Source organism: Actinomadura geliboluensis (assembly GCF_005889745.1).
GTDB lineage: Bacteria > Actinomycetota > Actinomycetes > Streptosporangiales > Streptosporangiaceae > Spirillospora > Spirillospora geliboluensis.
Genome location: NZ_VCKZ01000277.1, coordinates 1 through 12,746, shown reverse-complemented (window position 1 = coordinate 12,746; position 12,746 = coordinate 1). Strand labels below are relative to the sequence as shown.

Sequence of the window (12,746 nt, the reverse complement as noted above, 5' to 3'; positions counted from 1 at the left end):
CACCCCCACACACCCTCTAACCCCGAACCTCAACCACCAGCCCCGGTGCGCCCGGAGGCCGCACGAGTTCCGGGGGTCGCCTCCCTGGGCCAACACGGGTCGTGTGGCCGTAGGGCGCCCAGCGCCCGGAGGCCGCACGGCCCGCCGGGCGAGAGGCTGTTTCACGAGACGCGCCAGCGGATCGGGAAACGGCCTCTCGGCCGTGACGGGGGTTCCAGGGGGTCGCCCCCCTGGGCCAACACAGCTAGCCCAGATATGTCTCGAAGCCCTTCGCCAGGGACTCGGCTATGCGTTGGCGGAAGGCGGGGTCTGCGAGTTTGGCGGCGTCGGTCTTGTTCTGCATGTTGCCGCACTCGATGAAGACCTTGGGGACCTTCGACATGTTGAGGCCGCCGAGGTCGTCGCGGCGGTCGATGGCGTTCTTGCCGAGGTAGTTGGAGTACGGGATGCCGGTGCCCTGGTGGTAGGCGTCGCGGAGGGCCTTGCCGAGCTTGGCGGAGCCGGTGACCATCGCGGCGTTGCGGCCGATGGAGAGCGGCTCGATGATGTGGAAGCCGTGGCCGGACGCGGAGGCGCCGTCGGCGTGGATGGACACGGCGGCGTCGGCCTTCAGGCGGTTGCCGAGGGCGGCGCGCTCGGTGATGCAGGGGCCGACGCCCTTGTCGTCCTCGCGGGTGAGGGCGACCTTGGCGCCGCGGGCGCGCAGGAGCTTCGCGAGGCGGTTCGAGACGTCCCAGGTGAAGGCGTGCTCGGCGTAGCCGGACCGGGTCTCGGTGCCGGTCGTGTCGCACGCCTTGCTGCCGTTGCCGATCTTGACCTGCTTGTTGATCTCGGACGGGTGGGCGGCGTTGCCGCCGTTGTGGCCCGGGTCGATCACGATGGTGCGGCCGTCCAGCGGGCGGCCGCCGGCCTTCGCGGCGGCCGGTGACTGCTCGTCGGGCGCGGCCGGGGCCGTCGGCGGAGGCGCGGGGTCGTCAGCGGACGCGCCGGAGGAGCCGGTGCACGCGGTGAGCGCGCCCAGGCACAGCGCGAGACCGGCGGCCATCGGGCCGCCTCGATGGATTCGCACAGGCCGATTCCTCCGTGATGACTTCGTTACCGGGGACCCTGACAGTCTGCACGGCGGCGGAGGTTCGTCAAACGCGGTCCGCGAAATCAGCGGAGCGGGTCCTCCTTGCCGAGCAGCGCGGCGAGGGCGCGCGCCTCGTCGGCGTCCAGGCCGAGGACGACGCGGGGCCGCCCCCAGGGGTGGTCGATGGAATGCGCCACATAGCTGGCGACGGACTCCGACACCTGCTCGGCGAGGCCGCGGGCGTTGCGCCACTCCGACCACGCGCGTTCCAATTCGCTCGCCGCGCGCTGCGCGCACGACACCAGTTCCGGATCACGCACGAGCTGAACCCCCCAGTGGACTTTCCCGACGTCCGGCCCGGCCGGGCGGCCTCCCCCGAGGCCGCCCGGATGCACCCGTCGGACGGTGAGTCCCATTAACCCCCCGGCGGCGGGCCGGGGACCGGCGAATGCGGCAGGCTTGGCCAGCCCCTTACCCGTCGAAAACCGGTTCCTGAACGATCGACGCGGCCGCGGGCGGCCACGGGCACCGGTCGCGCGGGCGTGCGTGCGGGAGCGTGAAGAGGCGGGGGGACGTCTCGGGTCACCGGGGGAGGCGGGTCACGGGGCGGGAACGGGCCCCGTCGTGGAGCGCACCACGAGGTGCGGGACGACCAGGTTCTGCCGGGCGTGCCGGGACGGGTCGCCGATGCGCGCGGTGAGCAGTTCGGCGGCCACCCGCCCCATGTCGCGGCGCGGCTGGTCCACGCTGGTGAGGGAGATGTGGCGGATCGCGGCGAGGTGGGTGTTGTCGTAGCCGACGATCGACAGGTCGGCGGGCACCCGCATGCCGAGTTCGTCGGCGGCCGAGAGCGCGCCGGTCGCGACCAGGTCGTTGGGAGCGAAGATCGCGGTGGGGCGGGCGTCGCGGCGCAGCAGGGAGCGGGCGGCGCGGTAGCCGCCGTCCTCGGTGAAGTCGCCGGTCTCGACGACGATCTCGGCGGCCAGCCCGTGCCGGCGCATCGCCTTCTCGTAGCCGGCGCGGCGGTAGTGGGCGGTGGTGGAGCGCGCCCCCTCGATGTGGGCGATGCGGCGGTGGCCGAGTTCGACGAGGTGGTCGACGGCCAGGCTGGCGCCGAGTTCGTCGTCGTCCACCACGATGTCGACGCCGTGGACGTCGCGCTCGCCGACGACGACCACCGGGACGCTCGCCGCGGCCTCTTTGAGCGATTCGGGGACGACGCTGAGCAGCACCAGCCCGTCCACCCGCATCTCCAGGAACGCCTCGACGGCCTCCGCCTCGAACAGCGGGTCCCACCGGCCGCTGCCGACGAGCATTCGCAGGCCGGCGCCGTGCAGGCTCTCCTGGAGCCCGTCGAGGAACTCGGCGAAGAACGGGTTGTGAAGGTCGGCGACGATGGCGCCGATCAGCCGGGTGCGGCCCTCGACCAGGCTCCGCGCGACGGCGTTCGGCCGGTAGCCGAGCTCCCGGGCGGCCTGCAGGACGGCCTGCCTCCGGCGCTCGCTCACGTGCGGCGACCCCCGCATCACCAGTGAGACGAGCGACTTCGACACTCCGGCGCGCTCGGCGACGTTGCGGATCGTCGGTTTCGGCGCCGGCACCGCCCTCCCCTCCTCGCGCGCGGCGGGAGAGGATCCGCTGCGCGGCTGGGGCACCGCGCCCTCTCCCTGCCTGCCGTACGGGGGATTCGGTTCATCAGCTGACATGGCACTCCGTCCGGGGGGACCTGCAGGACCTGCCGCGACGACGCGCCGCCGGGGGAACCGGCGCGCCGACCTCCGCTCGGGAGGAGATGCCATGATGCCGCGCCTTCCGCCCGAATCGTCGCAACCGGGAGTAACGGGCATACGCCAAAGGTGGTTCGGGCCTGTGGTGTTCCGGATCACAGTCGTGTCCGCGGCCGATCACGACCCGGTGAAAAGGACGTCCCGCGCCCGGTCGGCGCGGCACGGCTCCGGGCCCGGCTCGGATACGCTGCCCAGGTGGGAGATCGTGCGGTGGCCGGCGGCAAGGCGCAGGGCCGACGGAGCGGCGGCGGACGGGGCCGTCGCCGGCTCAGCGTGGACGAACGGCGGGACGAGCTGATCGACGCGGCGCTGCAGCTGTTCAGCACGCGCTCGCCCGAGGACATCTCGATCGACGACGTCGCGGCCGCGGCCGGCGCCTCCCGGGCCCTCGTCTACCACTACTTCGGCGGCAAGTACGAGCTGTACATCGCGGCGCTCGGCAGCGCGGCGAAGAAGCTGTCGGTGCTGCTCGAACCGCCGACTGAGGGCAAGCCGCTCGACCGGCTGCGCATCTCGCTGAAGCGGTACTTCGACTTCGTGGAGAGCCACGCGGCCGGCTACACGGCGCTGCTGCGCGGCGGCCCCGCGGACCGCTCCGGCGAGGCGGGCGAGATCGTCGACGGCATCCGCCGGCTGCTGCTGGACCGCATCCTGCACTCGCTGGACGTGGAGGTCCCGCCGCCGGTGCTGCGCATCACGCTGCGCTGCTGGATGGCGACGGTGGAGACCGCCGGCCTGGACTGGCTGGAGAACCGGGACGTGCCGCGCCCCGAGCTAGAGCGGCTGCTCGTCGACCAGCTCGTGGCCATCATGCAGACGGCCGGCCGCCACGACCCGGGCACCGGCGCCCTGTTCGCCCGCCTCTCCCAGGAGGAGCTGGGCGACTGACCGCCGCGGCCGTAACCGCTGTGGTCGTCACAGGTGCGGTCGTAACCGCCGCGGTCCTGACAACTGTGGCCGTAACAACTGCGGCCGTGACTGCTGTGGCCGCCGGGACTGGTGTCCGGTTGTGGACGATTGAACCTAAGGTGTCCGAAATTCCGTGCAGGCCGGCATCCCACCCGCGGGATCCGCGGGCGCGATGCCGGCCCGAACGGCGTGCTCGGTACCGGGCCCACGGTTCTCGGATGACCGTGGTCCCGGCCGGTCGTCCAGGAGACCCCTGGAGCGTCCTTCGCGCGCGAGGTCGCCCAGCGGCCTCCCGGCCGTCCCCCCTTGGTGCCGTGCGCGTTACTCCGAGCGCTGCTGCGGGATGCCGGCGAGCAGCGCCCGCACCTCCGCCTCGCGGTAGCGACGGTGCCCTCCCAGCGTCCGGATGGACGTGAGCTTTCCCGCCTTCGCCCACCGTGTGACGGTCTTGGGGTCGACGCGGAACATCGTCGCCACCTCCGCCGGCGTCAGCAGGGGCTCGGCCTCTGGCGTACGTGCTGACATGTTTGCGGCCTCTCCTCCGTGGACCGATGACAGCGATCCTGCGATTGATCCTCGCGTGGTCACTGATGTCCCCTATGGCCCGAAAGAGCCACTATGACATCACAACGTGTAACCTTGCCACCACTCAGCGCAACAAGCAAGTTCCTGGCGGTAGTTGCGTGCAAACATCCCCGCGACGGCGGGGTGTCGCACCTGAGCGGCGAACAGTGGGTCACGCTGCGTGATTCTAGCGACACGTATAGTCGTATCGCGCGCGGATTCGGGAAATTTGTTTTAGTTCGCGGCCTCCAGCGCCCGCACGGGCCGCCAGCGGGCCAGCAGTCGCTTGTACATCGCGACGGTCAGCTCGGCCTCGCCGCGCTCCATCCCGGTGAGGGCGACGGTCATCTCGGCCACCGACTCGTCCGCGCTGAGGGTCCGGTCGTCCAGCAGGTGGACGAGGCCGCCGTAGTCGAGCTCGACCAGGGAGCCGGGATGGAACTCGCCGAGCCACCGGGCGAGCGTCTCCAGCCGCCCGGCCGACAGGAGGTAGACGTCCTCGGAGCCGTCGCCGAGGTTCTCGCGCACCACCGGGAGCGCCGTCGCCACCCGGCGGCGCGCCTCGCCCATCGAGGTGACGTAACTCAGCGTGCGCGCGGGCGCGGCCGTGGCCGGGCCGTGGCCGGGCAGTTCCTCGGCCGCGTCGGCGGACTTCCGGTACCCGGTCCCCGGCGTGCCGAGCATCAGGCACCGCTCCCCGCGCGCGAACGGCACGAACCAGTCGAGCGGGACGTGCCAGGTGCTCGTCAGTATGTGCGGGCGCAGCGGCCGCCCGGCGCGCTTCCACTGCTCGAACTCGCTCATCGCCCGCTCCGCCACCGGCGGCGGGACGAACGCCGCCGCGACGCCGGCGGCGTGCTCGTTGCGGAACCGCTCGAAGGCCAGCCACGAGCGCAGCCGCGTCCCCCACGGGCACACGTAGATCATGTCGTCGAGGCGGCGCACGTAGGCGTCCCGGCTCTCCCGCTCGGGGACGACCTCGGGCGGCGTGCCGACCAGCCTCAGCGCGGCCTCGCGGTGTTCCACACCGAGCGCGTGGATCCGCCGCGGGCGCCGCCTGGAGTCGGCGTAGACCGTCCACAGTGTCCGCGCGGGCTCCGGGAAGGCGGTCACCGGTTCATAAACCCGTAGGTACGCGGCGTACGGAAGCACAACCGCATCGTGACATGAGATCAGGGCGGACGGGGGGCCATACCGCGCCCTAGTCTGATCTAGAGACAGAGAGGAGGGCACTACCGTGCCTAATGTCTTCGGGGCGCCCCACAAGGGCACCGAACCCCGACACGAGCAGGTCGTCTTCTGCCAAGACGAAGCCAGCGGCCTGCGCGCCATCATCGCCATCTACTCCACCGCGCTGGGCCCGTCCCTGGGAGGAACCCGCTTCTTCCCCTACGGCACCGAGGAAGAGGCACTCGCCGACGTGCTGAACCTGTCCCGGGGCATGGCGTACAAGGCTGCCATGGCCGGGCTCGATCTCGGCGGCGGCAAGGCCGTCATCATCGGCGATCCGGCCGTCGACAAGTCCGAGGCGCTGCTGAGGGCGTACGGACGCTTCGTCCAGTCGCTGAACGGCCGCTACTACACGGCGTGCGACGTCGGCACGTACAGCGAGGACATGGACATCGTGGCGCGGGAGTCCCGCTACGTCACCGGACGGACGGTCGCGCACGGCGGCGCGGGCGATTCCTCCATCCTCACGGCGTTCGGCGTGTTCCAGGGCATGCGGGCCGCCGCCGAGACGATGTGGGGCACGCCGAGCCTCCAGGGCAAGCGGGTCGGCGTGGAAGGTGTCGGAAAGGTCGGTCACCGGCTGGTGGAGCACCTGCGCGAGGACGGCGCGGACGTCGTGGTCTGCGACTTGAACGAGGCGGCGGTCGACCGGGTCCGGTCACTGCACCCGGAGGTGGAGGTCGTCACCGACGCCGACGCCATGGTCCGCGCGGATCTCGATGTGTACGCACCCTGCGCGCTGGGGGGCTCCCTGAACGACGACACCGTTCCCGTGCTGCGGGCCAAGGTGGTGTGCGGCGCGGCGAACAACCAGCTCGCCCACACGGGAGTGGAGAAGAGCCTCGCCGACCGGGGCGTCCTGTACGCGCCCGACTACGTGGTGAACTCGGGCGGTGTGATCCAGGTCGCGGACGAGATCGAGGGCTTCAACTTCGACCGCGCCAAGGCACGGGCGTCCGGCATCTACGACACGACCAGGAAGATCTTCGCGCTGGCCGCCGACGACGGCGTCCCGCCGGCGGTGGCCGCCGATCGGCTCGCGGAGCGCCGGATGTCCGAGATCGGCAGGCTGCGGGGGATCCTCCTCTAGAGCGGCCTAGGGGTTCTTTTGGGCTCGGCCCCGGTCTGGACAGTGGGGCTTCCTGACTCGTTTAGACCGTTGCAAGACCGTTGCAAGGGCCGCCGTGGAGCGCTGTACGACCGTCCCACGGCGGCCTGGGCATGTACTCGTGACCACCGGATACACTGTTGTTATCAGCAACAGGAGCGCCGCCACGTACCGTCGATGTACCGAGCCAGGCGCAAAACGGGTACGGTTGTACCCGTGACTGACGCATGGCTCATCAGGCACCGGTTCGTGTGGTACACGCGCGCGTTGATGGGCCCACGAAAGCCCTGACCATCGAGGGGGTCGAGCCAATGGGTCGCGGCCGAGCCAAGGCCAAGCAGGTGAAGGTTGCCCGGCAGCTCAAGTACAACACCGGCAACACGGACCTCGACCGCCTGAAGGACGAACTGGGAGTCACGGACTCCGGCGACGACTCGTACGACGAGCTCGCCGAGAAGTACGCCGACTACGCCGATGACTACGGCACGGAGCACCGCAAGGACGGCACCTCCGGTTGACCGGCCGACAGCGCGCCACTGCCCGCCACGGGCAGTGGCGTTTGTCGTGACTTCTCCAGTTCGGCGCGGTTTTCCCTCATGGGGGGTGTGCGAGTCATGGTTTCCGTCGGCCGCCGAGAGGGCCCCTGAGGCACCTTCGGCGGCGCACGCTTCCGTGGTGACGGTTGAGGGCTGAGAGGCGCTCAGTGACCCTCTCAGCCCGTCCCACCCGGCGTCCCCGCCTTTTCGGGCCGCGCCCCGCCGGACGGCGGGGCGGCGGGCCGCGCGGCTAGCGCAGGACGGCGGCACCGGTGCCGTCGGTGATCTCACCGAGCGCCCAGGCGGGCACGCCGCGCGAGGTCAGCAGGCGCAGCGCCGCGTCGGCGCCGTCCGGGCTCACGATCGCGGCCATCCCGACGCCCAGGTTGAACGTCTTGTCCATCTCGGGCTGCGGCACGCCGCCGTGGCCCTGCAGGACGCGGAACAGGGCCGGGACCTCCCACGAGGAGCGGTCGAGCACGGCGTCCACCGTCGGCGGCAGCGAGCGGGCCAGGTTCGCCGCCAGCCCGCCGCCCGTGATGTGCGCGAACGCGCGCACCCCGCCGGCCTGGATCAGCGCGAGGCAGTCCTTGGCGTAGATGCGCGTCGGGGTGAGAAGTTCCTCACCCAGCGGACGGCCCAGTTCGGCGGGCTCGGACTCCAGGGCCAGGTCGGTCGTGGCCAGAATGTGCCTTACGAGCGAGTACCCGTTGGAGTGGATGCCCGACGAGGCCATGGCGAGGACGACGTCCCCCACCTGGACGCGGTCCGGGCCGAGGATCTCGTCTGCCTCGACGACGCCCGTCCCCGCGCCCGCGAGGTCGAACTCGTCCGGCTCCAGGAGGCCGGGGTGCTCGGCGGTCTCGCCGCCGACGAGGGCGCACCCGGCCAGGGCGCAGGCGTCCGCGATCCCGCCGACGATGTCGGCGATCCGATCCGGGACGACCTTCCCGCAGGCGATGTAGTCGGTCATGAACAGCGGCTCGGCCCCGCATACGGCGAGGTCGTCGATGACCATGCCGACCAGGTCGTGCCCGACCGTGTCGTAGATGCCGAGGCGCCGCGCCAGGTCGACCTTGGTACCGACGCCGTCCGTGGACGTCGCGAGCAGAGGACGCCTGTACTTCAGGAAGGCCGAGGCGTCGAAGAGGCCCGCGAACCCGCTGACGTCGTCGACGACCTCTGGGCGCCGTGAACGGGCCACCCGGGACTTCATCAGCTCTACGGCGCGTTCGCCCGCGGCGATGTCGACACCGGCGGCCTCATAGGACGTCAACGCCCGACCTCCAGCAGGTGCTTGCCGCGGGCGTCCTGCTCCACCGGGATGGGGTAGACGCCGTCGAAGCACGCCCGGCACAGGTTGTTCTTGGGGATCTGCGAAGCGGAGATGAGCTCGTCCAGGGAGATGTAGCCGAGCGAGTCGGCGCCGATGGAGTCGCGGATCTCCTCCACGGACAGGTTCCCGGCGATCAGCTCGGCGCGCGTCGCGAAGTCGATGCCGTAGAAGCAGGGCCAGGCGACGGGCGGGCTGGAGATGCGCACGTGCACCTCGGCGGCTCCCGCGTCCCGCAGCATCCCGACGATGGCGCGCTGGGTGTTGCCGCGCACGATGGAGTCGTCCACCACGACCAGGCGCTTGCCCTCGATCGCCTCGCGCAGCGGGTTCAGCTTGAGCCGGATGCCGAGCTGCCGGATCGTCTGGGACGGCTGGATGAACGTCCGCCCGACGTAGGAGTTCTTCACGAGGCCCTGGCCGTAGGGGATGCCGGACGCCTCCGCGTACCCGATCGCGGCCGGGGTGCCCGACTCGGGCGTCGGGATGACCATGTCGGCCTCGACGGGGTGCTCGCGCGCCAGCCGGCGGCCCACCTCGACGCGGGTGGCCTGGACGCTGCGCCCGGCGATCGTCGTGTCGGGCCGCGCCAGGTAGACGTACTCGAACAGGCAGCCCTTGGGGCGCGGTTCGGCGAACCGCTCGGACCGGACGCCGTCGCCGTCGATGGCGACCAGCTCGCCGGGCTCGATCTCCCGGACGAAGCGCGCGCCGACGATGTCGAGCCCGGCCGTCTCGGACGCCACCACCCAGCCGCCGGCCTCCAGGGAGCCGAGGACGAGCGGCCGCACGCCCTCGGGGTCGCGGGCCGCGTACAGCGTCCCCTCGTCCATGAAGACCAGGGAGTACGCGCCGCGGGTGGCCGGGAGGATCTCCCGCGCCGCGGCCATCGGGCCGCCCTCGCCGTGGTGGGCGAACAGCGCGGTGAGGACCTCGGTGTCGGTCGTGGCGGTCAGCACGCCCGGCTCCAGCCGCGCGGCCAGCTCCGGGGTGTTGATCAGGTTGCCGTTGTGGGTGAGCGCGAGGCCGCCCGCGTCCGTGGACCGGAAGGTGGGCTGGGCGTTCTCCCACGTCGGCGACCCGGTCGTCGAGTAGCGGCAGTGGCCGACGGCGATGTGGCCGCGCAGCGTGTTCAGCACCGACTCGTCGAAGACCTGGGCGACGAGGCCCATGTCCTTGAACACGACGATGCGGGAGCCGTCGCTGACGGCGATACCGGCCGATTCCTGGCCGCGGTGCTGGAGCGCGTACAGGCCGTAGTAGGTGAGCTTGCTCACCTCGGCCCGCGACGCCTGGTCGGCGGGGACCCAGACGCCGAAGACCCCGCAGGCGTCCTGGGGAGCGCGGTCGGAGGGATCGATGTCGTGGCTCAGACGTCCGTCACGGAGAGGCACGCTCGCCAGTCTAGATGCCCGATTCACCTGCTCCGATCGGTGGCATGTCTTAACGGACCTTTACCCCCTGGAACCACGGGCATCACGCGGTTCGGGGGAATCTGGGGACGACACGTGGAGGGGACACATGACGCTGCCCGGGTACCAGACCTACGCGCCGCCCGCACCGCCGCGGCGCAGCGGCCTGGCGAGGGCCTCGCAGGTGCTCGGAATCACCGGACTGGTGGGGCTCGTCTTCTGCCTGGTGGGCTTGATACCCGCTCTCGTAGGGCTCGCCCTGGGAGTGGTCTCCCTCGTCCGGCGGGACCCTGACCGGCGGCCTGCCGTCGTAGGGGTCGTCTGCTCCGCCCTTGCGCTCCTCATAGGCGGGGGCGTGGGCTTCTGGCTGCTGAGCAAGGCCGTGCAGTGCGCGGACGAGACGAGGTACCCGGACGAGACGTCACGCCGGGGGTGCGTCGAGCGCGAGTTCCCCTATGCGCGCGCGGATGTCCAAGGCGCCGGCGCGGTGCGGGGCGCTAGTGAGGGTTACTCGGCCAAGGCCCGGACGGCGTCCTCGTTGAGCGCGGACGAGTACACCCGGAAGTCGTCCATCAGCCCGCCGAACCCGGGCTTGGTGAGTTCGCTGCCCAGGTAGATGGGTCCGGACGGTGTGACGACGGGGTGCTCCAAGGGCGCGGCACCGTCCAGGACGCCGTTGACGTAGAGGAACATCCCCTGGGTGTTCACGACGAAGGCGACATGGGTCCATTCCCCCAGCGACAGCCTGATGTGACTGTCGACATAGTCGGGGCCCTTCACAGTGAACAACTGGACCCGCAGCCGCATGGCGTCCGGGTACAGCCACAGGCCGAGGCCCCGGGCGTCGTCCTCGGCGACCGGCTTGTAGACGAGGCTGCGCCACTCGCCGGTGGGCGCCTCGGTGACCTGGACGAAGAACGCCAGGCTGAACCCGAACACCTGGCTGAGGACGAGCTGGGGCACGGCGGGGATGACGGCCCGGTCGCGTCCGCTGAGCGACAGCGCCTCCCCCTCGCGGCCGGGGACGATCCCGGCGGTCTCGTCCAGTTCGGCGGCGGGCCCTGCCCCGGTCGCGTCCGCGACCGTGCGGCCGTCCACGGTGTCGACGTCGAACGTCCAATGAGCGATCAGCACGGGGATCACCTCCAGCAAGGCGGATACTCCCGCACGGGAAGGTTTCAGTCGATGGGTAGAGGAAGATAGTCCGTCAGGTCCGCGCGCGCGCCACTGGCCCGGACCCGTCCGTCCGCGACCGCGTCGGCCCAGGCCAACCGTCCTGTGGCAAGGGCGATCCAGGTCGCGGCGTCCATCTCCACCACATTCGGTGGTGTACCACGGGTATGGTGCGGGCCGTCGATGCACTGAACGGCGGCGTGTGGAGGGACCCGGACCTCCACCGAGCGGCCGGGCGCCGACTCGGCGAGCCGGTCGAGCAGGAACCGCACCGCCCCCTTGACCACCGGCCGGGATGGTTCCGTGCCCTCCGCCTCGGCGGCGAGGACGGTGTCCAGGGCCGCGCGACGGAGCGCGGCGGGCTCGTCCGCGCCGGTGTGCGGCGGCAGGCCGAGCGCGGCGCGCTGCTCGTTCAGGACGGCGGAGGTCAGCGGGGTTCGCGGCATCGGGACCGACGCTACCCGTCCGTCAGGGTGAACGCGGAGCCGGCGGCGGACGCGGGTGGGGGGCCGCTCCGGCACGGCCGGCCCGGACAGGCGGTAGAAATGGACCCCGGTGCCAGGCATGGGGAGTGAGTTGAACGGGGAGCCGGGGACGCGCGTCCCCGGAGGACACGGAGGTTCGTGAGATGCCCGAGGCGCTGCCCCTGCAGCCGGGTGACCCGCGCAGGCTCGGCTCGTTCGAGATCACGGGCCGGCTCGGCGTCGGTGAGCAGGGCGCCGTCTTCCTCGGCAGGGACCCGGCCGGCGGCCATGTCGCCGTGAAGGTCCTGCACGTGCGGCTCAGCGGCGAGCCCGTCGCCCGGTCCCGGTTCGCCGGCGCGTTCACGTCCGCCCGGAAGGTCTCGGGGTTCTGCACGGCGGCGATCCTGGCCGCCGACGTGGAGGGCGACCGCCCCTACGTGGTGAGCGAGTGGGTGGACGGGCCGTCCCTCCAGCAGCTCGTGGACGAGGAGGGCGTGCGCGGCGGCGCCGTCGTCGAGCGCCTGGCGGTCGGTATGGCGGTCGCGCTCGCGGCCGTCCATCGTGCGGGTGCTCTTCATCACAACCTGAAGCCGGCGAACGTCCTGCTGGGGCGCAACGGCCCGCGGATGAGCGACTTCGGTATAGCGCACGCTCTGGAAGCGGTGAACGTCGCCTTCAGCGGCCACAACACCGAGGACCCGTCCTACAAGGCTCCGGAGCAGTTGAGCGGTCTGGGCATCGGCCCGGCCGCGGACGTGTTCGCCTGGGCGTCGACCCTGCTTTTCGCCGCCACGGGCAAGGCGCCGTTCGGCGAGGGCTCGCCATCCGAGGTGATGCAGCGCATCGTCTACGACGAGCCCGACCTGTCGGACGTCCCCGACGCCGTGCGGGAGGTGATGGCGGACGCCCTGTCCAAGGACCCGGCCGCCCGTCCCACGGCCCCGCGCATCCTTGAGCGGCTTCTTGGCTCGGACAGTCCGCTTCCTGCCCGCATGCCACCGTCGATGGTGGAAGAGGGACGCGCCTTGGCCGCCGGCCCTGCGGCAGGCCCCGGGGGCGCCCGGAAGGACGTCCCACCGGCGGCACCGTTGCGTTCCCCCATGGGTGTCCCAGTACCACCTATGGGCGTCCCAGCGCCTCCCATGGGTCCTTCGGGCC

General features: G+C 71.5%; 13 protein-coding genes. 4 read left to right on the top strand and 9 right to left on the bottom strand.

Annotation, left to right across the window (positions count from 1 at the left end; all coding sequences use genetic code 11):
• Positions 1-244: 244 nt before the first annotated feature.
• From ETD96_RS30380 to ETD96_RS30370, 3 genes are all read right to left on the bottom strand, one after another.
• Positions 245-1,045, bottom strand: a complete 801-nt coding sequence (locus tag ETD96_RS30380) for an N-acetylmuramoyl-L-alanine amidase (RefSeq protein ID WP_138639919.1) — start codon at positions 1,043-1,045, stop codon at positions 245-247.
• Positions 1,046-1,155: 110 nt separating this feature from the next.
• A complete protein-coding gene (locus ETD96_RS30375) occupies positions 1,156-1,392 on the bottom strand; it encodes a hypothetical protein (protein WP_138639918.1) in 237 nt (78 codons plus the stop codon).
• Between the two features lie 279 nt (positions 1,393-1,671).
• Positions 1,672-2,673: a LacI family DNA-binding transcriptional regulator gene (locus ETD96_RS30370; RefSeq protein WP_138639917.1), complete on the bottom strand. Its 1,002-nt coding sequence runs from the start codon at positions 2,671-2,673 to the stop codon at positions 1,672-1,674.
• A gap of 381 nt (positions 2,674-3,054) precedes the next feature.
• On the opposite strand from ETD96_RS30370, the gene ETD96_RS30365 reads away from it, so the two are divergent.
• Positions 3,055-3,747, top strand: a complete 693-nt coding sequence (locus ETD96_RS30365; protein ID WP_240808332.1) for a TetR/AcrR family transcriptional regulator — start codon at positions 3,055-3,057, stop codon at positions 3,745-3,747.
• Between the two features lie 342 nt (positions 3,748-4,089).
• Here the strand turns inward: ETD96_RS30365 and bldC are convergent, their stop codons facing one another.
• Positions 4,090-4,293, bottom strand: a complete 204-nt coding sequence (gene bldC, locus ETD96_RS30360; RefSeq protein WP_012850682.1) for a developmental transcriptional regulator BldC — start codon at positions 4,291-4,293, stop codon at positions 4,090-4,092.
• A gap of 273 nt (positions 4,294-4,566) precedes the next feature.
• Entirely contained in the window at positions 4,567-5,484 is a 918-nt protein-coding gene (locus ETD96_RS30355) for a DUF8083 family protein (RefSeq protein WP_138639916.1), read from the bottom strand.
• Between the two features lie 85 nt (positions 5,485-5,569).
• Between ETD96_RS30355 and ETD96_RS30350 the strand changes: the two genes are divergently transcribed.
• Both ETD96_RS30350 and ETD96_RS30345 read left to right on the top strand, forming a co-directional pair.
• Positions 5,570-6,652, top strand: coding sequence for a Leu/Phe/Val dehydrogenase (locus tag ETD96_RS30350; RefSeq protein ID WP_138639915.1), 1,083 nt, complete (start codon positions 5,570-5,572; stop codon positions 6,650-6,652).
• Between the two features lie 329 nt (positions 6,653-6,981).
• Complete coding sequence (locus tag ETD96_RS30345; RefSeq protein WP_089328938.1) at positions 6,982-7,188, top strand: DUF3073 domain-containing protein; 207 nt, start codon at positions 6,982-6,984, stop codon at positions 7,186-7,188.
• A gap of 268 nt (positions 7,189-7,456) precedes the next feature.
• Here ETD96_RS30345 and purM read toward each other — a convergent pair whose 3' ends face one another.
• The 4 genes from purM to ETD96_RS30320 all read right to left on the bottom strand — a co-directional run bounded on the left by purM (position 7,457) and on the right by ETD96_RS30320 (position 11,570).
• Complete coding sequence (purM, locus tag ETD96_RS30340) at positions 7,457-8,482, bottom strand: phosphoribosylformylglycinamidine cyclo-ligase (RefSeq protein ID WP_138639914.1); 1,026 nt, start codon at positions 8,480-8,482, stop codon at positions 7,457-7,459.
• Positions 8,479-9,933: an amidophosphoribosyltransferase gene (purF, locus tag ETD96_RS30335; RefSeq protein WP_138639913.1), complete on the bottom strand. Its 1,455-nt coding sequence runs from the start codon at positions 9,931-9,933 to the stop codon at positions 8,479-8,481. The genes purM and purF overlap by 4 nt, the downstream gene beginning before the upstream one ends.
• A gap of 525 nt (positions 9,934-10,458) precedes the next feature.
• A complete protein-coding gene (locus tag ETD96_RS30325) occupies positions 10,459-11,085 on the bottom strand; it encodes a LamG domain-containing protein (protein WP_171069303.1) in 627 nt (208 codons plus the stop codon).
• 44 nt (positions 11,086-11,129) lie between these two features.
• Positions 11,130-11,570, bottom strand: a complete 441-nt coding sequence (locus tag ETD96_RS30320) for a sterol carrier family protein (RefSeq protein ID WP_138639911.1) — start codon at positions 11,568-11,570, stop codon at positions 11,130-11,132.
• A gap of 182 nt (positions 11,571-11,752) precedes the next feature.
• Here ETD96_RS30320 and ETD96_RS30315 point away from each other — a divergent pair.
• Positions 11,753-12,746, top strand: a 994-nt coding sequence (locus tag ETD96_RS30315) for a serine/threonine-protein kinase (RefSeq protein WP_138639910.1), incomplete at its 3' end; no start/stop codon positions are given.